Origin of the sequence: Streptomyces sp. NPDC086077 (assembly GCF_040686175.1) — a bacterium.
In the GTDB taxonomy this organism is placed as follows: domain Bacteria; phylum Actinomycetota; class Actinomycetes; order Streptomycetales; family Streptomycetaceae; genus Streptomyces.
Window position 1 is genome coordinate 1 of the sequence record NZ_JBFBJT010000133.1, and the last position, 20,744, is coordinate 20,744.

Annotated in this window: 14 protein-coding genes, 2 tRNA genes, 1 pseudogene and 1 riboswitch; of the genes and pseudogenes, 10 read left to right on the forward strand and 7 right to left on the reverse strand. The window is 70.5% G+C overall.

From position 1 onward, the window contains the following. Window positions 1-88 precede the first annotated feature (88 nt). Window positions 89-649: pseudogene (locus AB0O67_RS29120) on the forward strand (NPCBM/NEW2 domain-containing protein); the annotation flags it as partial. A gap of 3 nt (window positions 650-652) precedes the next feature. Here AB0O67_RS29120 and AB0O67_RS29125 read toward each other — a convergent pair. Then, window positions 653-2,743, reverse strand: coding sequence for an asparagine synthase-related protein (locus tag AB0O67_RS29125; protein ID WP_365456217.1), 2,091 nt, complete (start codon window positions 2,741-2,743; stop codon window positions 653-655). Window positions 2,744-3,488: 745 nt separating this feature from the next. On the opposite strand from AB0O67_RS29125, the gene AB0O67_RS29130 reads away from it, so the two are divergent. The 4 genes from AB0O67_RS29130 (at window position 3,489) to AB0O67_RS29145 (ending at window position 8,611) form a co-directional block, all read left to right on the forward strand. Continuing rightward, complete coding sequence (locus AB0O67_RS29130) at window positions 3,489-4,913, forward strand: MFS transporter (RefSeq protein ID WP_365456220.1); 1,425 nt, start codon at window positions 3,489-3,491, stop codon at window positions 4,911-4,913. A gap of 112 nt (window positions 4,914-5,025) precedes the next feature. Further along, the gene (gene lhgO / locus AB0O67_RS29135; RefSeq protein ID WP_365456223.1) at window positions 5,026-6,234 is read left to right on the forward strand and encodes an L-2-hydroxyglutarate oxidase; all 1,209 of its coding nucleotides are present in this window, start codon (window positions 5,026-5,028) and stop codon (window positions 6,232-6,234) included. 223 nt (window positions 6,235-6,457) lie between these two features. Next, entirely contained in the window at window positions 6,458-7,264 is an 807-nt protein-coding gene (trmB, locus tag AB0O67_RS29140) for a tRNA (guanosine(46)-N7)-methyltransferase TrmB (RefSeq protein WP_365456250.1), read from the forward strand. A gap of 42 nt (window positions 7,265-7,306) precedes the next feature. Then, the gene (locus AB0O67_RS29145; RefSeq protein WP_365456226.1) at window positions 7,307-8,611 is read left to right on the forward strand and encodes a PrsW family intramembrane metalloprotease; all 1,305 of its coding nucleotides are present in this window, start codon (window positions 7,307-7,309) and stop codon (window positions 8,609-8,611) included. 108 nt (window positions 8,612-8,719) lie between these two features. Here AB0O67_RS29145 and AB0O67_RS29150 read toward each other — a convergent pair whose 3' ends face one another. The 4 genes from AB0O67_RS29150 to AB0O67_RS29165 all read right to left on the reverse strand — a co-directional run bounded on the left by AB0O67_RS29150 (window position 8,720) and on the right by AB0O67_RS29165 (window position 12,885). Further along, the gene (locus AB0O67_RS29150; protein WP_365456229.1) at window positions 8,720-9,769 is read right to left on the reverse strand and encodes a M23 family metallopeptidase; all 1,050 of its coding nucleotides are present in this window, start codon (window positions 9,767-9,769) and stop codon (window positions 8,720-8,722) included. Window positions 9,770-9,780: 11 nt separating this feature from the next. After that, window positions 9,781-9,960: riboswitch (cyclic di-AMP (ydaO/yuaA leader) on the reverse strand. 215 nt (window positions 9,961-10,175) lie between these two features. Next, window positions 10,176-11,411 (reverse strand): SpoIIE family protein phosphatase, encoded by a 1,236-nt coding sequence (locus AB0O67_RS29155; protein ID WP_365456232.1) that lies wholly within the window; start codon window positions 11,409-11,411, stop codon window positions 10,176-10,178. Window positions 11,412-11,570: 159 nt separating this feature from the next. Then, window positions 11,571-11,644, reverse strand: a tRNA-Met gene (locus AB0O67_RS29160). Between the two features lie 110 nt (window positions 11,645-11,754). After that, window positions 11,755-12,885 (reverse strand): dihydrofolate reductase family protein, encoded by a 1,131-nt coding sequence (locus tag AB0O67_RS29165; protein ID WP_365456235.1) that lies wholly within the window; start codon window positions 12,883-12,885, stop codon window positions 11,755-11,757. Between the two features lie 119 nt (window positions 12,886-13,004). Here AB0O67_RS29165 and AB0O67_RS29170 point away from each other — a divergent pair, with 119 nt between their 5' ends. Further along, window positions 13,005-13,517 (forward strand): MarR family transcriptional regulator, encoded by a 513-nt coding sequence (locus AB0O67_RS29170; RefSeq protein WP_365456238.1) that lies wholly within the window; start codon window positions 13,005-13,007, stop codon window positions 13,515-13,517. A 97-nt stretch (window positions 13,518-13,614) separates the two neighbouring features. Then, on the forward strand, window positions 13,615-14,241 hold the full coding sequence (gene ribA / locus AB0O67_RS29175; protein WP_365456253.1) for a GTP cyclohydrolase II: 627 nt from the start codon (window positions 13,615-13,617) through the stop codon (window positions 14,239-14,241). Between the two features lie 501 nt (window positions 14,242-14,742). Here ribA and AB0O67_RS29180 read toward each other — a convergent pair. Beyond that, on the reverse strand, window positions 14,743-18,063 hold the full coding sequence (locus tag AB0O67_RS29180) for a type ISP restriction/modification enzyme (protein WP_365456241.1): 3,321 nt from the start codon (window positions 18,061-18,063) through the stop codon (window positions 14,743-14,745). Window positions 18,064-18,641: 578 nt separating this feature from the next. Between AB0O67_RS29180 and AB0O67_RS29185 the strand changes: the two genes are divergently transcribed. The 3 genes from AB0O67_RS29185 to AB0O67_RS29195 are packed head-to-tail and all read left to right on the forward strand — an operon-like array spanning window position 18,642 to window position 20,207. Continuing rightward, on the forward strand, window positions 18,642-18,938 hold the full coding sequence (locus AB0O67_RS29185) for a hypothetical protein (protein WP_115743256.1): 297 nt from the start codon (window positions 18,642-18,644) through the stop codon (window positions 18,936-18,938). 3 nt (window positions 18,939-18,941) lie between these two features. Then, the gene (locus AB0O67_RS29190; RefSeq protein WP_365456244.1) at window positions 18,942-19,697 is read left to right on the forward strand and encodes a hypothetical protein; all 756 of its coding nucleotides are present in this window, start codon (window positions 18,942-18,944) and stop codon (window positions 19,695-19,697) included. A 60-nt stretch (window positions 19,698-19,757) separates the two neighbouring features. After that, on the forward strand, window positions 19,758-20,207 hold the full coding sequence (locus tag AB0O67_RS29195; protein WP_365456247.1) for a hypothetical protein: 450 nt from the start codon (window positions 19,758-19,760) through the stop codon (window positions 20,205-20,207). A 129-nt stretch (window positions 20,208-20,336) separates the two neighbouring features. Here AB0O67_RS29195 and AB0O67_RS29200 read toward each other — a convergent pair. Next, window positions 20,337-20,409, reverse strand: a tRNA-Lys gene (locus tag AB0O67_RS29200). Between the last annotated feature and the right edge of the window lie 335 nt (window positions 20,410-20,744).

Sequence of the window (20,744 nt, forward strand, 5' to 3'; positions counted from 1 at the left end):
ACACACCCGAGCACGAAGCGTCGGGAAGGGAGGTGCCGGGGCAGGACCTTGCGATCCTGGAAGCCGTGTTCGCCCATTCCCCGGGAAGCCCACCCCCTCACCGACCCCGGAGCCGAGCCCCACCCCCACGCCCAGGCCGACCCCGCCACCGACGCCGAGCCCGACCCCGACGCGGGGCCCGACTCGGCCCCCGGCACCCACCCCGCCCCCGCCGCCCGTCTCCTACGAGCTCAGCGAGCTCTCCTACGACGTCACGGGCGACGGCACCGAGCCCGAACTACGACTGAGCGGGAGCAGCTGGGTTTGGCAGCGCCACGGACTGTCGATCGGCGGGACGCGGTACGCGCGCGGGGTGACCGTCCACGCCCGCTCGTCCGTCACCGTCGAGCTCAATCGCCCGTGCACGTCGTACGAGGCCCTGGTGGGCGTCGACGACTCGATGCTGGGCCTGGGCAAGGTCTACTTCTCCGTCTACGCCGACGGCACCCGGCTCTGGAAGTCCGACCTGATCAGGGGTGGGGACGCGGCGACGCCGGTGCGGGTGAACCTGATCGGGCACAGCACGGTGCGCCTGGTCGTGGAACCGCACGGCCACTTCGACGACCTGGCCGTGGCGGACTGGGCGGAGTCGGGGTTCCGGTGCGGGTGAGGCTCATCCGCCGGACGCCAGCGCTCCCCGGCGTGGTGTGATCCCGGCGGGCACCGCACGCGCGCGTGCGGGTGTCCCGGTCCAGCAGGTGCCCCGCCGGGCCAGCAGCCGTCGTAGCCACAGCTCCAGGGACACCAGGTCCGCAAGGCCGTCCAAGGGCAGCGGCTCACCCTGGGTGGCCGCGCGCAGGGCCTTGCGGACGACGCGGGCCTCGACCAGGCCGGCCTCCGCCAGCAGGGGTGTGTCGAACAGCGCCATCAGGGAGTCGACCGCGACCCGGAGACCGGCCCGGGAGGCGGCCGCCGCCGGTGCGTGGGAGGGGGCGCCCCAACCGGGCGGGAGGTCGGTGATGCCGGCGCCCCGCAGGACCCTGCGCAGGATCGCGGCGCGCGCCCCGGGCTGGACCCGCAGGGCCTCCGGCAGGGCGCGGCAGGCCCGGACGACCTGGTTGTCGAGGAACGGCGCGTGCAGGCGCTGGAAGCGGATCTCGGCGGCCTGTTCCAGTACCCGGATGTCGGCCGCCGTGCGGGCGAGGGCGGCCCGCGCACGGAAGTCGCCCGGCCGCTGACCGGGTCCGAGCCCGGCGCCGGAGCGATGGGTGGCCCCTTGCAAGCGAATCGATACTTCTGCCAGTGCCTCCCCTGTCAGCCAGCGGGCGGCCGGACCGGGTCTGGCCCAGGTCAGCGCGGCGAGCGAGGCGCCGACCGCGCCGCCGGGTTCCTCGAAGCGCTTCTGGAGCAGCCGGTCGGCGAGGGTCTCCAGGCCCGATCCGTAGGGCGTGCGGGCGAGCCGCCGGGCCGCCGCGTAGACGCGCGCGGGGACCAGTACGGACCCGTCGGCCTTGGCGAGGGCGGCCACCGGCCGGACCAGATGGCGTCTGCGCCGGTCCATCAGCAGGTCGGCGAGGCGGGCCGGATGGGCGTCCAGCACCTGGCGGGCGCCGTAGCCGGTGAGGTGGTCCGCGCTGCCGGAGGCGAGCCGGGCGCGGTGCCGGACGGCCGTCACCAGGCTGGCGCCGGGCTCGTCGGTCAGGGGGCCTTCCAGGGTGGCGTACGGCAGGGTCTCCTCGCCGCCCGCCACCACCACGTGGTGGAGGCGCGGGTTGGCTGCGAGCGCCCCGGCCCGCTCCAGCTCGGCCTCCCGGCCGCCCACCGCCCGATCGTTGAACGTGACCGCCAGCAGCCGCTCCCCGGCGCCCGTGCCGTGTCCCAGCACCGTCCCCGGCATCCCGGGCAGCCCGGCCGCCAGGAGCGCCAGGGTCCCCGAGGCGGGCCCGCCCGACAGATCCGCCCCGATGCCGGGTACCGGCATCCCGCGCGCGGCACGTCGTTCGGCGGGCCCCATGCCGGGGACCGGCCCGGGGTCGATGTCGGCGCCGGGCACGTGCCGCGGGGCGGCGAGGCGGGCGCGGACGGCCTCGACCAGGGCGTCGCGGACGGCGTCGACCGCGCGGTCGGGGTCGGCGGGTGGCGCGGCGACGGCCAGCGAGGCGACCTGCTCGTACCCGGCGACCTCGCGGGACCCGGCACGCAGGATGAGCGCGTGTCCCGGGGGGATGCGGCGCACGCCGTCGTACGGGGTGGAGTCGTGCAGGGCGGCGGGGACGTCGGGCGCGGCCAGCAGGGCGGCGAGGTGGCCGAAGTCGAGGTTGGCCTCGATGAGGTCGGCCAGCGGCAGGGCGGCGGTCGCATAGGCGGTGCCGCCCGCCCAGGGGGTGTGGAAGACGGGTCTCGCGCCCGCCAGATCGCCGCAGACCGTGATGCGGCGGCCGACCTGGACGACCGCCGTGTAGCTGCCGGGCCAGGCCGTCAGATGGCGAAGCGCCCCTCCGCGCGCGGTGAACAGCCCGAGCCGCAGCTCCTCGTCGGTGGCACCGCAGGTGCCGAGGACGGCGACACGGGTCTGGGCGTCGGCCGAGACCAGTCGGACCTCGTCCGGGCGCCAGTCGCCGACCGCCCACAGCGGATCCGGGTCGCCCCACAGGAGTTGGGAGCCGACCGGGTGCAGGGTCTCGCCGTCGAAGCCGGTCGCGCCCGCCGAACCGATCCGGGCGGCTCCCGCGGCGGTGCTGCTCCACCCCACCAACCACCGCATCGACGCCTCCACAGGCTGTGGACAACCAGTGCACCGTACGAACCGGTTCACCATGCTGCCACGAAGAACGCGCCGCAGAGCGGCGGCGGTGCCGCTTGTGATCCCCCGAATGCGCCCCGCGCACCGCCTCGCGCGACCCCGGAACACCCCGGAGATACCCTGGAATCCGTCCGCTGACGCATCGCAGGCTGCCCCAACAGCGGCTTGCCATAAGGCAACTGCGACGCGAATGCGCCCCTGACGCGCCCCCTGAAAACCCCCAACGCGCCCGCAAACTCCGTGGTGGACGCGGCAGTCACCCATGGAGGTCGGGGTCGAATTTCGGCCAAATCGACCCCGGGCAAGTGCACGTGCATACGCTCCGTGCACGCTCCGTGCAGGCTTTGCGCACCGGTGGGACCACGCACGGTCCGGGAGACGGAGTACGCCTCCCGGACCGGTCCGCCGCCCGCGGGGATTGAGGCGGCGGTATCCCCCAGCCCACTGGTCCAGTACAGCGGGCCGACCCACGCAGAGCCATGGAACCGCTCCCCCGATGGCCGGAGAAGAGCGCACGGACGGGCGCACGGCCACACAACGGGAGCACGCCACAACTGTGCGTATCGGGACCGTACTTCCGTACGGACCACAATCCCGCCATCCGGAACAATGCCCCTTAACGCTTGGGATGCGGCGAACTACGCTGGGTTTACGAATGCCGCATGGTTATGCCAGCGCGGCAGCCGTCTGTGTCGAGGGGTGGCGCATGTCCAGGGAGCAACGCGGGCCGAACGAAAAGCTCGGCGCCGTTCTCGCCCTCGCGGGAATCAGCAACGCGGGACTCGCACGACGCGTCAACGACCTTGGCGCCCAGCGCGGGTTGACGCTTCGCTACGACAAGACGTCGGTCGCGCGCTGGGTGTCGAAGGGAATGGTGCCGCAGGGCGCCGCGCCGCACCTCATCGCGGCCGCGATCGGCCAGAAGCTTGGCCGCCCGGTGCCGCTCCACGAGATCGGCCTGGCGGACGCGGATCCCGCGCCGGAGGTGGGCCTCGCCTTCCCCCGGGACGTCGGGCAGGCCGTGCGGTCGGCGACGGACCTGTACCGCCTCGACCTCGCCGGGCGCCGGGCCGGCTCCGGCGGCATCTGGCAGTCGCTCGCCGGCTCGTTCGCGGTGAGCGCATACGCGACACCCGCCTCACGGTGGCTGATAACCCCGGCCGACAGCTCGGTCGCGCGCGAGGTGAACCCGGCGGAGGGGTCCGGGGCACCGATCAAAGTCGGCCACAGCGATGTGCAGAAGCTGCGGGAGGCCGCGGAGGACGCCAGGCGCTGGGACTCCAAGTACGGGGGCGGCGACTGGCGTTCGTCGATGGTGCCGGAGTGCCTGCGGGTGGAGGCCGCGCCGCTGCTGCTCGGCTCCTACTCCGACGAGGTCGGGCGCGCACTGTTCGGGGCGAGTGCCGAGCTGACCCGGCTCGCCGGGTGGATGGCCTTCGACACCGGCCAGCAGGAGGCCGCGCAGCGGTACTACATCCAGGCCCTGCGGCTGGCCCGGGCCGCGGCGGACGTGCCGCTCGGGGGCTACGTCCTGGCCTCGATGTCTTTGCAGGCGACCTACCGGGGCTTCGGAGACGAGGGGGTCGACCTCGCGCAGGCCGCGCTGGAGCGCAACCGGGGCCTGGCCACCGCCCGCACGATGAGCTTCTTCCGCCTGGTCGAGGCACGCGCCCACGCGCGGGCGGGTGACGCGCAGGCGGCCGGGGCGGCCCTGAAGGCGGCGGAGGGCTGGCTGGAACGCTCCCGCGACGGGGACCACGACCCGTCCTGGCTCGGCTTCTACTCGTACGACCGTTTCGCGGCCGACGCCGCGGAGTGCTACCGCGATCTGAAGGCGCCCCGGCAGGTGCGGCGGTTCACCGAGCAGGCGCTGTCGAAGCCGACGGAGGAGTTCGTCCGCTCGCACGGGCTGCGGCTCGTGGTCTCCGCGGTCGCCGAACTGGAGTCCGGGAACCTCGATGCGGCGTGCGAGCAGGGGGTGCGGGCGGTGGAGGTCGCGGGGCGGATATCGTCCGCGCGGACCACGGAGTACGTGAAGGATCTTCTGCATCGGCTGGAACCGTACGGTGACGAGCCGCGCGTGGTGGAGTTGCGCGAGCGGGCCCGGCCGCTGCTGATGACGCCGGCGTAGGGCGGGCTGCCGCCGTCGCGCGTCCGACGCCGCCCGCGGCGCCGGCACGGCCTGCGGGTTTGAGGACGTTGTCAGTGGCGCAGTGCACTATCGAGAGCGGGAGGTGGTGCGGGTGCGGGCTGTCGCTCACGACTGTGACGTGCTGGTGATCGGCGGCGGGATCGTCGGCCTGTCGGCGGCGTACGCCCTCACGCGTGCCGCGCCCGGGACTCGGGTGACGGTCCTGGAGAAGGAGGCCGGCCCGGCCCTGCACCAGACGGGGCACAACAGCGGCGTCATCCACAGCGGGATCTACTACCGCCCCGGCTCGCTCAAGGCGCGGTACGCGGTGCGGGGCGCGGCCGAGATGGTGAAGTTCTGCGCGGAGTACGACATCGCGCACGCGGTCACCGGCAAGCTGATCGTCGCCACCGCGCGCGCCGAGCTGCCCCGGCTGCACGCCCTCGTTCAGCGCGGCCGGGAGAACGCGATTCCGGTGCGGGAACTGGTCGCGGCACAGATCACGGAGTACGAACCAGGGGTGCGGGGCCTGGCGGCCATACACGTCGGGACGACCGGGGTGTGCGACTTCGTCGCGGTCGCCCGGCAGCTGGCCGAGGCCTCGGGCGCCGAGATCCGCTACGGCGCGCAGGTGGTCCGCGTCGACCGGCGCCCGGAGCTGGGGGTCGCCGTGCGGACGGCGGACGGGGCCGTGGTGCGCGGGCGGGTCCTGGTGAACTGCGCCGGGCTTTACTGCGACGAGGTCGCCCGGATGACCGGCGACGACCCCGGCATGCGGATCGTCCCGTTCCGGGGAGAGTACTACGAGCTGGCGCGGCCCGAGCTGGTGCGCGGACTGGTCTATCCGGTCCCCGACCCGGCGTTCCCGTTCCTCGGCGTGCACCTCACACGCGGCATCGACGGCGGCGTCCACGTCGGCCCCAACGCCGTCCCGGCGCTCGCCCGTGAGGGCTACGACCGGAATGTGGTCCGGCCCCGTGAGCTGGCCCGCACGCTGGCCTGGCCCGGAGCGTGGCGGATAGCGGGCCGGCACTGGCGCTACGGAGGCGGAGAACTGTGGCGGTCGGTGTCGAAGGCCGCGTTCACCCGTGCGGTACGGCGGCTGCTGCCCGCGGTGACGGAGGAGGACCTGGTCCCGTCTGAGGCAGGGGTGCGGGCCCAGGCGGTGCTCCGGGACGGCACGCTGGTGGACGACTTCCTGATCCACGAGGGCGCCCGCGCCGTCCATGTGCTGAACGCCCCGTCCCCGGCGGCCACGGCGTCCCTGCCGATCGGCCGGGAGGTGGCCCGTCGCGCACTGGGCGCACTGAGCCGTGCGTGACCCTGGCCGCGTGGGGCGCCGCGGGCCAGGCCGGCGTCCGGGACGGTGCCGGGCCATGTGCGGGCACGCCTCGCCGAGGCTCGTGCGGGTGCTGCCGGCCCGGCCGGTCCTGCCCCGCGACACCGGCCGCGCGCCCTCTCGTGCCCCCGCGCCCCTGCCGCCCGCGCACCACGAACCCACCCACCCCGGACCCCGTAAAATCGACCCCACTGTGTCTGACTCGCTGAACACCCCCGAAGCCCCCCACCCCACCCCCGACGCCGTCGCCCCACGGGTGCGGGTCAAGGGGGAGCCGCGTTTCCCGGACGGGCCCAAGGCGGACCCCGCCGGGTCGCACTTCGAGCGGCGGATCCGGAGTTTCCAGCCGCGGCGGAGCCGGGTGACATCGGGGCAGGCGGACGCCTTGCAGCGGCTGTGGTCCAAGTGGGGGCTGGACGTCGACGGCTCGCGGGTCCTCGACCTCGCCGAGTTCTTCGGCAACGACAACCCCGTCGTGCTGGAAATCGGCTTCGGCATGGGCGAGGCCACCGCCCGGATGGCCGCCGTTGACCCGGACACCAACATCCTCGCCGTGGACGTACACACCCCCGGCCAGGGCAACCTGCTCAACCTCGCCGACCAGAGCGGCATCGGCAACGTCCGGGTGGCCAACGGCGACGCGATCATCCTGCTGCGCGAGATGCTCACCCCGGACTCCCTCGACGGGCTGCGCGTCTTCTTCCCGGATCCCTGGCCCAAGAAGCGGCACCACAAGCGGCGGCTGATCCAGCCGGCCTTCCTCACCCTCGCCGCGACCCGGTTGAAGCCGGGCGCGATCGTGCACTGCGCGACGGACTGGGAGCCGTACGCCGAAGTGATGCTGGAGGTGCTCACCGCGCACCCCGCCTTTGCGAACACCCGGCCCGGCGGAGGTTTCGCGCCGCGCCCCGGCTTCCGCCCGCGCACCCGTTTCGAGGGGCAGGGGCTGGAGAAGGGTCATGTGGTGAACGACCTGCTCTTCCGCCGCGTATCGCACGAAGGTCAGCCGTAAAACCTTCCCTCGTTCGAACCTCCCCTCGTTAGGGTCAATGCCGTGGCGACCAGTCCCCCGTACCCGACGAACCCCGGCATGCCCACCGGCGGCGCCCTGCGGCACGCGCACTGGTGGCACAAGCGGTGGGTGCGGTACGGCGCGCTGATCACGCTGCTCGCCCTGTCCGGCCTGGTGATCCTCGCCCTGGTCCGCGAACAGACCGGCACCCAGGGCTTCCTGGTCGGGCTCGGCCTCGCGGTCCTGCCCGTGCCGCTGCTCATAGCCGTCTTCCGCTGGCTGGACCGGGTCGAGCCCGGCCCCTGGCGCAATCTGCTGTTCGCCTTCTCGTGGGGGGCCTGCGCGGCCGCGCTGATAGCCATCATCGCGAACAGCTTCGCGACCAGATGGATAGCGACCGCGACCGCCGACCCGACCAGCGCGGACACCTGGGGCGCCACGGTCATAGCCCCGATCGTCGAGGAGTCCGCGAAGGCGGCCGCGATCCTGCTGCTCTTCCTCTTCCGGCGCCGCGACTTCACCGGAATCCTCGACGGCGTCGTCATAGCGGGCGTCACCGCCACCGGCTTCGCCTTCACCGAGAACATCCTCTACCTCGGCACCGCCTTCGGCACCGACCAGCTGGCCGGCCACAGCGGGATTGCGTCCGTGACCGCCGCGACCTTCTTCGTGCGGGTCATCATGTCGCCGTTCGCGCACCCCCTGTTCACCGTGCTCACCGGCATCGGCTTCGGCATCGCCGCGCTCGCCGGGGAGCGCCAGCGGCTGCGCCGCGTCCTTCTGCCCCCGGCCGGGCTGCTGCTCGCGATGGGCATGCACGCCTTCTGGAACGGCTCGGCGACCTTCGGCGACTACGGCTTCTTCGCGGTGTACGGCGGCTTCATGGTGCCCGCGTTCGGGCTGCTGACCTGGCTGGTGATCTGGACGCGCCAGCGGGAGCTGCGGACCGTCCGCGAGGAGCTCCCGGCCTACGTCGTCGCCGGCTGGCTCCCGCCCGCGCAGCCGTTCGCCCTCGGCTCGATGCGGGCTCGCCGGCTGGCCCGCGAGTACGCCGGCCACCACCTAGGCAAACCGGCGGCCCGTACGGTCGCGCAGTACGAGGCGTACGCCACGTCTCTGGCCTTCCTCCGGCGCCGGGGCCGCATGGGCCGCGCCCGTGCGGACTTCGTCGTACGGGAACGCGAGCTGCTCCAGGAGCTGTGGAACCGCCGGGAGATCGCCCGCCCGGCCCTGGAATACGCGGCGCGGGCGACCGCGCCGCCGGTGCTGATGCCGCCGGTCCACGGCTGGGTGCCGATGTACGGGCACGCGGCGCCCTACCCCGCGTACAACCCGTACCGGACGTAGGGCGAAGGGGGCGCGGTACAGCCCCGGACAGCCGAAAACCGGCAGTCCTGACGTCGGGGGGTTGCCGTCAGGACCACCGGAGTTCGCGAAAAACCCGTGTCGGGATTCTCAGGGGTTGAGGCCCTTGCTCTGCAGCCAGGCCAGCGGGTCGATGCCACCGGAGCTGCCGGTGTGCACCTCCATGTGCAGGTGGGCGCCGGTCACGTTGCCCGTCGCGCCCACGCGGCCGATCACATCGCCGGTGGCGACCTTCTGTCCGACGCTGACGCCGATCGACGACTGGTGGGCGTACCAGATCTCGGTGCCGTCATCGAGGGTCAGCACGGTCTTGTAGCCGTACGAGCCGTTCCAGCCGGCCTCGGTGATGGTGCCGCTGTGCACGGCCTTGAGGGGCGTGCCGGTCGGCGCGGCGAAGTCGAGGCCCGTGTGGTAGCCAGAGGACCACAGGGCGCCGGCCTGACCGAAGGTGGAGGTGAGGGTGTACGAGGAGGTCGGCAGCGTGAACTGCTTGGCCAGCGCGGCGAGCCGCTCGGCCTCGGCCTTCTGCCGGGCCTCCTCCTCGGCCTTCGCCTTGGCGGCGGCGGCCTTCTCCTTGGCCTCCTTCTCCGCCTTGGCGGCGGCCTCGGCTGCGGCCTTCTCGGCGGCGGCCACGGCCTGCGCGGCGGCCTTGCTCTCGACCTGCTCCTGCTGCTGCTCGGCCTGCGCGATGATGCGGGCGCGCAGGCTCTCCCCGGCGTCGGTGGTGCCCTCCGCGGTGTCCACGGTGGCCGTGCCGAGGCTGCTGAGCGGGGCGCTGGCGGTCTTGGTGTCGGGGGAGTCGGGGTCGTCGTCGGCTATCAGCGAGCCGACGTTGGGCAGGTCGGGCATGGAGATCGACACCGGCGGCTTGCCGGTGTTCGCGCTCGCCATGCCGCCCGCGCCGACCGCGGCTATGACACCGACGCCGAGAACGGTGGAGCTGCGGGCGAGTCCGCCGCCGCGCTGCTTGCTGACACGGTGCCGGCCGCGTACGGGACGGATGGTCTCCGCGGTGGGATTCCACTCCTCCCACGGGCCCTCGTCGGTGCGCTGCGCGCCGTAGACGAACGTGTCGGTGCTGTCGGAGGTGCGCTGGTCCGGCACGAACGGGGCCTGTGGGGCAGGCCGGTTGGACGCCACGTGGGCGCGCTCCTTTCCTTCCTTCTCGCCTACCGGGTTAGCTGACGGGTTCGGAGCAGGAAGGTCTCCTACGCGCGTAAACCAGCCGTACTGCTACGGCGGCATACGCCCGATTCACCCCAAGATGATGGTTCCCCGGTTCCCTTGTGCGGCCGGTGAGGGCCTCGCGCGGGATTCGGCGCGTGCGCACGGAGCCGCCTCTTGTGACGGCTGGGACGACCGCGCTGCGTTATCGGACGTTAATAGAACCGGGGCCTGATTTCCAAGCCGTTCCACTTGATCATTAACGCTTCCTGTCGGGACGTACAGGTCCATGAATGGCGAAAATCGGGCGAGTTGACCGCGGTTCAGAGCGATCTCCACATCTGACTGTATGTCAGTTGTTATGCGGAGGGCTTCCGTTCGATCACACCCGGTGACAGTCGTCGGCCGGTCGCCGGACCGCGAGCAGCGCCATGTCGTCGGTGGTGCCGCCGCCGCTGTGCCGGCGTACCTCCTCGGCCACCGTGCACAGCAGTTCGCCGGGGCTGCAGAAGGTCCGGCCGGCCAGCCGGGCCGCGGGATCGTAGAAGGCGCCCTGCGCGTCGCGGGCCTCCGACAGGCCGTCGGTGTACAGCAGCAGCGTCGCCCCGCCCGGGAACCGGGACACCTCCGCACGGTCCGGCCAGATGCCCAGCTCGCCCATCCCGAGCGGAAGCGCCGGATCACGGGCGGGCAGCGGACTCACGGTGCCGTCGGCGTACAGCATCAGCGGCGGTGGATGGCCGCGGTTGAGGATCCGTACGACCCCGTCCTCGTGCGGGATCTCGGCGAGTACGGCGGTGGTGAACCCCTCGAAGGCGTCGATCCCCTCCCGGCGGGTGCCCTCGCGCGCCAGCGCCCGCTCCAGCCGCTGTGCGACCGCCTCCAGCGTCGTCTCGCGCTCGGCGGCCTCCCGGAACGCCCCGATGACCACCGCGACCGCCGCGACCGCCCCCATGCCCTTGCCCCGCACGTCCCCGACCACCAGCCGCACGCCGTACCGGCTGTCCTGCACCGCGTAGAGATCGCCGCCGATGAAGGCGTCCGCCTGGGCGGCCTCGTAGCGCGCGGCGATCTCGAACCCGCAAATCCGCTGCATCGGCTCCGGCAGCACCGCGAACTGGGCGGCCTCGGCGATCTCCCAGGCCGAGTCGAGGCGGGCGTGGCTGCGCCGGACCAGCATGTTGATCAGCACGGCGAGGACGGCGACCGTGGCCACGGTGAGCAGTTCGGTGAACGGTTCGACCTGCATCAGGGTGCCGTACCGGATCTGCAGCCCGATGACCAGGGCGACGGCCACGACACCGGTGAGGACCGTGGCGCGGCGGGACAGGAGCGGGGCGGCGACCAGCGGGGCGGCGGTGAAGAGGGGGGCACCGGTGAAGCCGCGCGGGGTGAAGTAGTCGTAGCTGCCGCCGATGACCAGGAGCAGGACGGGGAGCGCCCGGACGAAGGCGCGGGCGAGGGAGATCCGTCGTCCCTCGGAGGGCGGCACAGGGGGCACGGGCGGCACCGGGCGCGCCAGCGTGGAGGAGTCGTCCCGGCCGCCGAGGGCGGCGTCGGCGACGCGGTCGCCGGATCTGGCGTACGGCCACTCTCCCTCTGCCTCCGCAGGCCGCACTGTCGTCTCCCGTTACGCAGGTCACCGCACCTGCCCAGAGTTCCCGGAAGACAGGTGCGGGACCAGCCGGGCGGGCCGACCGGATGACGGGAGCGGGCGACGCCCGGAAACGACTCGGGGCCGGAATCCAAGATCTGGATTCCGGCCCCGGGCCTTCAGTAGCGGGGACAGGATTTGAACCTGCGACCTCTGGGTTATGAGCCCAGCGAGCTACCGAGCTGCTCCACCCCGCGTCGGTATGACACCAGTGTACGCCATGCGCGGGACGCTCCGCGCCACGGTTTCCCGGCGCCCGCGTCGACCAGCGGCCGGAGGTGTGATCGCGGCGTCCCCGGGGGGTGTTTCATCCCACCAAGTGCCGATTGGGCGCCTTGGCCGCCTCCTCGTGGTCCGGAACCACCACCACCTCCACTCCGGCCCCCGCCAGCATGCCGCTCCCGTCCGCGCCGGTCACGAACGTGTCCGGCTCCCGCCAGGCCGTCACCACGCGCCCCACCCCGGCGTCGAGGATCAGCCGCGCGCAGGGCCGGGGCCGGGAGGCGCGGCGCGTGCAGGGTTCCAGGCTGGTGTAGACGGTGGCGCCGGGCAGCCGCGGGTCGGCCGCGTCGATCTTCGCGAGCGCCGCCTCCTCCGCGTGGACGACCGGGTCGCCGCCCTCCCGGGAGTGCCCCCGCGCGAGTTCGGTGCCGTCCCGCGCCACCACCACCGCACCGACGCTGAACGCCGTCTTCGACGGCGGGCACAGCGCCGCCAGCTCGCAGGCCAGGGCCAGCCAGCGGCGGTCGGCGGCCGAGGCGAGGGTGCCGGCGCCGGGGGCGGTGGGCTCGTAACGCATGAGGACGACGTCCTCGATGCGCCGGGTCTCGACCAGGCGCAGGCGTCCGGACTGGTAGCCGCCGGGGCCGAAGAGGCGGGGTGCGGCGGGGTCGCCGACGAAGAGGGGGGCGAGGACCAGCTGGACCTCGTCGGCGAGGCCCTCCAGGAGGAGCTGGGTGTGGAGGGTGCCGCCGCCCTCGACCATCAGGCGGCGGACGCCTCGTACGTCGTGCAGGTGCGCCAGTACCGCGCGCCAGTCGAGGGTGTCGCCGAGCGCGACCACGTCCGCGGCGACGGGGTCCTCCTCGAGGCGCCGGGCACCCTCCGTCGTCGTGTACACCACCTTGTCGCCGCCCGTGTGCCAGAAGTGGGCGGCGGGGTCCAGGTCGCCCGTGCCGCTCACCGTGACCTTGAGGGGGTACTCCGGCTTTCCCGCCGCCGTCCGGGCCGCCCGTCGTGCCGGGGAGTTGACCAGCAGCCGGGGGTTGTCGGCGCGGATGGTGCCGGCGCCGATGAGGATCGCGTCGACGGAGGCGCGCACCTCGTCGACCCGGTCGAAGTCGGCGGGGCTGGACAGGAGGAGGCGGTCGGGGCCGTTGTCGTCCAGATAGCCGTCGAGGGAGACGGCGGCGGACAGGAGGACGTAGGGGTAGGGCATGGGGGGCACTCCACCTCGGGGTCGGGGACCGGCGGTTTACCGGCCGGGTGGCCTGAGGGCCTGGGGGCTTGCCGGCCCGGCGGTTTGATTCAAGTTTTAAGCAAATCTACACTGGCGGCATGACGACTCGCTGGCTCACCCCGGAGGAGCAGCGCGCCTGGCGCGCGTACCTGGGGGCCACCCTTCTCCTGGAGGACGCGCTCGACCGGCAGCTCCAGCAGGAGGCGGGCATGCCGCACATGTACTACTCCATCCTCGCCAATCTCTCCGAGGCCCCGGAACGCCGGCTCCGGATGACCGATCTCGCGGAGCTGCTGAAGATCACCCGCAGTCGGCTGACGTACGCCGTCGGCCGACTGGAGAAGGACGGGCTGGTACGGCGCGAGGAGTGCCCCCAGGACAAACGGGGGAGCGTGGCCGCGCTCACGGAGGAGGGGTTTGCCACGGTGGAACGGCTGGCGCCGGGACATGTCGAGACGGTTCGCGCGACTCTGTTCGACCAACTGACCCCGCGGCAGGTGGGGCAGTTGGAGGAGATCTTCACGGGGGTCGCGCAGGCGCTGCAGGGGGAGGACGCGGGCGGCGCGTCGGGCGACGTGCCGTGGCGGCGCCGGTCGCCACCGTGTTCCTGAGACCGCCCGGGGCTGTTTGCTTTAACTTTAAAGCACGGGATAAGGTCGCCCCTCGAGAGGCGCTTCAAATCTGGAACACATGATCCCGGAGACCCGTATGCCCGACTTCCCGGCCGCCACGCCGCGCGCCCGCGTCCGGGTGCCGTTGCGCTTCCACGACGGCTACAGCGTCGACGCCGACCTGGTCACCTTCCACGGCCTGGTCGACGGCCAGGAACACGTGGCCCTCGTCCTCGGCGAGCCCGGGACCCGCCCCCTGGTGCGCCTGCACTCCGAGTGCCTCACCGGCGACCTCTTCGGCTCCGCCCGCTGCGACTGCGGCCCCCAGCTGCGCGAGGCCGTCGAGCGCGTCGCGGCCCGCGGCGGTGTGCTGCTCTACCTCCGCCAGGAGGGACGTGGCATCGGCCTCTACAACAAGCTCGACGCGTACGCCCTCCAGGACCAGGGCCTCGACACGTACGAGGCGAACACCGCGCTCGGCCTCCCGGAGGACGACCGCGACTACACGGCGGCGGCCCAGATGCTGAGCGCCCTGTCCGTTACGGACCTGGACCTGCTGTCCAACAACCCCGACAAGGCCGACCAGCTCCGCGCGCTCGGCATCACCGTCCACGACCGCGTCCCCACCGGCATCTTCACCACCGCCCACAACGTCCGCTACCTGCGCGCCAAGGTCCTCCAGACGCAGCACACGCTGCCGCTCGCGAAACTGGGCGTGAGCTGAACGCGGACGGGACCGGCGGGCTCGGACGGACGGGGCGAACGGCGGCGTGCGGGTGACGCCGGATCAGGGTGCCGGGGTCCGGCCGGACTTCGAAGACGCGGCAGCCCCCAGCTCGGGTCCTGTGAGCTGGGGGCTTACTTGTAGGCCCTGTGGGACTCGAACCCACAACCAATGGATTAAAAGTCCTGGCCAAAGCTTGCTAGGGGGTTCCGGACGGTTCTTCGGTGTCCGGAACCACCTGGTCAGGACTGATGTGACTCGTGACGCGGTCTTCTCGGTGATGGCCTGTGCGGCTCCGGCCGCTCACGCATCGCTCACGCAGAAGAGGTCGGCTGAGCAGCACGTTCAGCAGCGATGTAGGTGCGGCGCCACTGCTTCTGGCGCTCGCAGTCCCAGCATGCTCCGGGGTGGGAGCGGACTCGTGCCCGACCGGGTCGAGTCGAGTCGCAGGTTCGCGACGACTTGGACCAGTTGCACGTGGTTCGGCGGCCGTTCCTTCGCTTACAGATCGAATAGTGCGTCGCCCGCGTCCGATGTTGCCTTCAGCGCCTTGGTTGCCTCTGTGGGAACAGGGAGGATCCCCGCTGTGGTCAGGTCCGTCACCGTGATCAGTGGGCCCGCGCACACATCATTGAAGAGATCGGCCTGTCCTGGCTCCTCTCGCACGAGCAGGCCGAGGACATGCAGCAACTCCAGCAGCTCCGTTGTCCATGAGGGAAGCCAGCGCGGAGCTACCTCGTGGTCCAGTTCGAGGCGTCGCTTGCCGGCGGGGTTCCTCCGTCGGTAGCCGAACCACTTGTCGAGAACGTTCATCCCGGACACTTCGTACTCCCGGACCGCGCGAGGCACCGGACTGATCCGTCCACTGGCGACCCACAGATCCTGTGTCACGGAGTCGTACGCCAGCTTCTCCGGCATGGCTTCCGCATCGTCCGGGATCTCCTCGACGCATCGCGGGCGGTCGCGTGGTAGCAGCACCCGGCCGTACGGCCTCCCGGCAGTCTCGTCGACGTACCGCTCGCCGTAGGTGTGTAGCCACAGGACTCGCTGGCCGATGGCAACTGCCTGCTCCCACAAGCAAAGGTCAGCGGTGAGGGGTATCCGCGCGCCGGGGACTTCGAGGTCCTCTTGGAATCGAGCCGTGTACTCCGGGTGGGACGCGATCGCGGCGATGTAGGCCAGCAGGTCTTCTGCGACGACTGGTACGCCGAGCCGCCCTGAGAGTAGGGAGAGCAGCCCGGGCGCGACGTTGGGCAACGTACCGGCGGCGTTGCGGTAGAGAGGACGGGCGCACCCGCTGCGGTTGTTGAAGTAGTGCATGTCGGGAATGAGGGCGCTGAAGACCAGTGCCGGACCGTAGACCACCGGGTGGGCGTTCTGCTCAACGGTGTGGATCTGGCGGTCGCTGCGAACTCGCCAAAGGTCCGCTCTGCCTCGCTCCATCAATCGGCTGTCCGGCAACACGTATTGCCGGTCGAACGAGCGGAACCCAATGCGCACCGTTTGAGGGTTTGTCCTGTGCTCGGCGGCGAGCGGTATCCGCCCGTGAGACTCAACTCCTGGTAGGGGCGGGACGACGTCTGAAGGCGCGCGCTCACCAGAGCGTCCGAGCATCTCGGCGCGTCTCTCGGTATCTGCGGCGAGTAAGCGCTGCCATCGTTTATGAAGTGTGTCCTCGTCCGGTGCGTAGACCCACATGCGCCCAGGTGTGACGCCACGAGACGACCACGGCATCAGATCTCTCAACTGCGGGCAGGACTCCCACAGGTCGCTGCCGGGTGGCAGAAAGGCATCCGTCTCACCCGCGGCGCACTCGCGCCATTCGGGGTCGTCGAGCCTGAGTGTCGTCAGGCGTTCGATCTTCTCGTCTCGGCGTCCGCCGACCTTGAGGTGTCTTACCTTTGCAGTCTCCTGATCTGTCCGTGGTCTGGGGCTGTCCCGCCACCGCACAAAGATCGCGATACACAATTCCTGGGCCACCTCGGGGAAGATACGGGTCGCGACATCCGCACGTTGGCCCTCCGGGGACAGGTCGACGATCCAGCCTTCGTCGGCGGTTTCGCGTAGATAACGCCGCATTCCGGCGAACGCCCGCCCCTTGAGCCATGCCTTCGGAGTGATCAGCGCGACCACACCGAATGGCACGTCGTCGTGTGCGTCGAAGACCTTCCAGGTGGCCCAGCGCCAGAAGTAGACGTAGAGGTTGGCGATCTTCGACTCGTACCTGCCGTTGCCAGGTTGCCGGAAGGCCCCCAGCGGGGCCGGGATGTCCGCCTCGGGCTCCCCTCGTTCCACCCACTTGCCAGCGCCCCGTTTCACGGCGTCGTGAGGCGGGTTGCCCATGACGACCATGACACGTTCGTCCCGCTTGACCTGGTTGGCCTGCCGGCGGGATTCCGCGAGCGCCCGGTAGGTATGAGGGATCCAGTTGAATTCGGCTGTCGGGCTGTCCAGGGCATCAGCCACCAACAGCCTGAGTCCCCGGGCGGGGGCTGCGGACCCGTACTGCTTGAGCATGGCGTGCATGCGTAGTTCCGCGACAGCGAACGGACCGACCTGCATCTCGAAACCAACCAGCCGACGTCCCACCATCTCTCGCAAGCGTGGGCCCACCGCGCCTGGGCCCTCTGCTTCGGTGATGGTCTCGGCGGCCAGCTCCAGCGCCGACAGGAGGAAGGTGCCGGTGCCCATGGCTGGGTCGACAAGGACCACATCGGGAGAAGCGAAGCCGGACGGGATACGGAAACCCTCCCGCTTGAGGACGTCCTCGACGAGCCGGGCCATGGCCGAGACGACGCCGCGCGGTGTGTAGTACGAGCCTGTGCGTATCCGCAGGTCCGGGTCGTAGATCTGGAGAAAGTGTTCGTACAGCAGGAAGTAGGCGTCCCCGGTGCCATCGTCCAGCACATCCCATCTGACCGCGCCGATGACACGAAGCAATGTGTTCAGCGAGGTGGACAGGCCAGCAACAGAGTCGCCGGCCAAGACATCCAGGGCCTGCCCCATCAACGAGTGCTTCTTGCCGAGCTTCGTGGCGATCTCATGCACAGTTTCGCCTTCGAAATTGATCTCCTCCACCCTGGCGAGCAGCAGTGCGAACACCACTGCCTGACCGTATTGCTCGACGAACTGGGCGTCGGTTGCTTCCGGAAACAGCAGGTGTCGCCAGTCCTTGGCGAGTGTCGTGAATGCCGGTGGACGTCGACGGCTCTTCTCCTGTGCGATCGCTTCTCCGACCTCTTCCGACAGAAGTTGGCATAGCCCGGCGACTGCTCGGATGAGCTGACTCGTGGTGCGAGGTGTCTGCGGCTCCCAGGTCAGGAATTCGCGTAGCACCCGCGCGAGCGTCCCGTCGGCGGGGGTAAGCCGGGATCCAGAGGTGAGAACCGAGCCCTTCATGTGGGCCACTTCACCAACCCGTTGGCCCTCTTGGTGGACAGAGAATTCGTTCCCGTCACAGAGCAGAACGTTGTTGAGCAGCCGTAGTTTTGCCCACTGTTCGGCGTTGCGGCCTGTGTAGACGGACGGGTCGGCCTGGGTGCCCGGCTTCTTGAGCTCGATGTAACCGACGAGGGCGCCTCCGACCTCAACGGCATAGTCAGGGCGGGCTCCCATGTCGACAAGCGGGACTTCGCCAATGAGCGTGACGTCCAGACCCAAGCCACGGCATATGGACCGGATCATGTTCTCCAGCGGTCCCCGGAGCTGGTCTTCCTGCCACCCACCGCCTCTCAGCTTTGGCGTGACCTCCGCCCCAAACGTCGACACGGCGGCCTGCACTGCCTGCTCGAAGCTGTCATCGATCCTGCGACGGGACCCCATACCGCCCCCATCCCCAAGGCGGGCAGATCCGGCCGACGTCAAGTCAGTGCGGTCACCTGCCGCACCGTGCTCCCCGTCGGGGCCGGACTTTTCCGGCCCTCGCTGTTCCATGACCGTAGGAGGGGAGCGCGGGGTGCATGGAGGGTGCATGCGAGGGCGCACGGAAGCACCAATGTCATCGTCCAGCGACGGCTACACCAGCTCACCTTCCGGCTCGACCCGCAGACCATCACGCCGGGTGTGGAAGTCAGCCATGTGCGGCAGCGCCCACTCCCACTGCCGGGTGGCCCGTCCGTCGCGGAACAGCCATCTCCCCGCACAGACGCAGCTGCAGGTCGAAGTCGCATGATCAGTGCTGGTTCCCGACTTGGCGGACCACTCGATCTACCGCGTGCAGTCCGTCGTCTACGTCTGCGTCCGAGCGTGCCGCGAGGGACAGATTGCTGATGTCGTCGACAGCAACCGCGGCGTTCACCACCTCCTGCCCCGGGACGACGGCCTGGGCCCTTCGCTATCCAATCACCGCTCGCGAGCAGAGAAGAATAGGAGTACCTTTTGGTACCAGAAAGGGTGTGAGCATGAGAATCACCGAGGAAGCCCGCGGTAGGACAACCCGCACGACCGCTCCGTTGAAGGTCGATGCAGCCATAGACGAGCTGATTGCGGACGGCGCCCATTTTCTGGGGATGACTAAGAAGGACCTGGTCGCCGAGGCCGTCCGAACCTACTTGGAGATCCGCCGTGAGGAGGTTCGGGCCAGCATGTTGGAGAAGATGCGCAAGCTGGACGGATCCGTGGAATCGAGCGTCTCGCTGCTCACCGGACTGTCACCGGAGCGGATCAAGGAACTCGGCGGAGTAGGCGAGGATGACTGATCCGTGCCGCCCGCTCGACCTACCCTCCGCGCGCTCCGCGAGGACTTGAAACTACCGCTACCGTCAGCCCGGGAACCGCTCGACGAACTGGATCATCCGATCTTGTCCAAGGCCCGGGAACACTTCGCCGACGACGGGGCCGGGCATGAGCGCATCCGCTCGATCGATGATGAGGTCCTCTTCAAAGTCAAGGTCCAACGCTGGCGCGGAGCGGTCTGGACCGACGAGGATCTGCCCTGGCTCATCGCTGCCGGGCAACGCGAGGACGGTTCACCGGACGACTTCTACTCAGCCCTGGAGACCACCGCGAGGGCCGCACGAGCCCACTACAACGCCAACAACCGCCAGCCCCTGAGCACCACGACGTACGTCGGGCGTCTCCTCCCTGACCAGAACGACCGTGATCGCTACCAACTCGAGGCCGGTGCCCGGCTCGTCCGCGATCTCGCTGCGGCTGTTCGGGAGCTGGCTCGTGGATCACTGCACGACGGGCATGAACACGCCGCCGACTTTCCCGCTTTCCGCCTCGGCATCCTCGTACGCGCCGACGACGGCCATGAGACCTATGCTGCGGTGCGCATCACCGGCTCCGTACCCGACGACCTCATCGCGGTCATCCTGCGCCATGTCCCCGGCTGCGACCCCACCGCCTGGTACCCCGAGTACGCCCTCCCCAGCCGTCCCCTTCTTCCCGCCGAGCAAGCCTGGTCGACCCTCATGGATCCAAAGGCCGCGGCTGAACTCCTGAACGAACACTGAGCCGGAGTCCTCACCCAAATGCCGGACTGGGCCGATGACCGCCGAACAAGGAACGCGCTCATGCCGGATCAAGACAACTCGTCCCGGACAGTGACTGTCCCCACGTGCGACCATGGGCTCGTCACCGTCTGGGAGCCCGACTGGTGTACCGGAAGCGAAACAGAGCATCAGCCCGGCGGCTACCGCGTCGACATCACGCACGCGAGCCCTGACTACGAATTCACAGTTTCAACGAGCCGTGGCACGCCGGTGGTTCTGCGTGCGTGCTTCGAACAGCGCCCCTTCAGCGAGCGCCCACCCCGTCACGTCCCCTTCATGAACGTCGAGATGGATGGCGACTGGCATCCGCACAGTTCCGATGATTTGCGCCGCCTCTCGGAGTCCCTGACGGCACACGCGGATCGGCTTCGGGAGCTTGCCGACCGCCTCGACGGTCTCACCAACGCCTTCGATGCCACAAAGGGGACCACGCCTGGGGCGGCGAACCCTAAGAAAAAACGCGGCAGCTGAACAAGCCACGCTGCCTGTTGGCACACCCGCTCACGCAGACGGACTCCACACGTGGCGTGGCCCCGGCCAGGAGGACTGGTCGGGGCCACGAAACCGCTGGTCAGAGCCACAGAACGGCCCTGGCCTCGGTAGGCCCTGTGGGACTCGAACCCACAACCAATGGATTAAAAGTCCACTGCTCTGCCAATTGAGCTAAGGGCCCAGGCGATGTTGCCTCCCCGAGCATAGCCGGAGGAGGCCGCGTCGCCGATCGGGTATCCGGGAGACGGGGCCGTGTGCGGGGCGGAAGAGTCCGGAAGCGCTAGGGATCTACCGGTTCGCGAGCAACGGGCGTCACCGAATCGGCGCGTCCCCCCGACGCGCCGGTCACTGGCTGGAACAGGCCCCCGCAGCTCGGCCGGCCAGTTGCCCGACTGTTCATGTACGGAGACCGCCGGGGGGGGGCCCCCCCCCGCCGGGGGGGGGCCGGTGTGGGGCGCGCCCCCGCGCCCGCACATCAGCTCGGCGCTGCACGACCTGGGAGTCGAGGTGCGTCTG

Bases quoted from the DNA above. Each gene is read 5' to 3' on its own strand.
- AB0O67_RS29180 (WP_365456241.1), bottom strand. From the start codon at position 18,063: ATGGGGTCCCGTCGCAGGATCGATGACAGCTTCGAGCAGGCAGTGCAG.
- ribA (WP_365456253.1), top strand. From the start codon at position 13,615: ATGCCCGACTTCCCGGCCGCCACGCCGCGCGCCCGCGTCCGGGTGCCG.
- AB0O67_RS29125 (WP_365456217.1), bottom strand. From the start codon at position 2,743: ATGCGGTGGTTGGTGGGGTGGAGCAGCACCGCCGCGGGAGCCGCCCGG.
- AB0O67_RS29185 (WP_115743256.1), top strand. From the start codon at position 18,642: ATGAGAATCACCGAGGAAGCCCGCGGTAGGACAACCCGCACGACCGCT.
- AB0O67_RS29165 (WP_365456235.1), bottom strand. From the start codon at position 12,885: ATGCCCTACCCCTACGTCCTCCTGTCCGCCGCCGTCTCCCTCGACGGC.
- AB0O67_RS29170 (WP_365456238.1), top strand. From the start codon at position 13,005: ATGACGACTCGCTGGCTCACCCCGGAGGAGCAGCGCGCCTGGCGCGCG.
- AB0O67_RS29195 (WP_365456247.1), top strand. From the start codon at position 19,758: ATGCCGGATCAAGACAACTCGTCCCGGACAGTGACTGTCCCCACGTGC.
- AB0O67_RS29130 (WP_365456220.1), top strand. From the start codon at position 3,489: ATGTCCAGGGAGCAACGCGGGCCGAACGAAAAGCTCGGCGCCGTTCTC.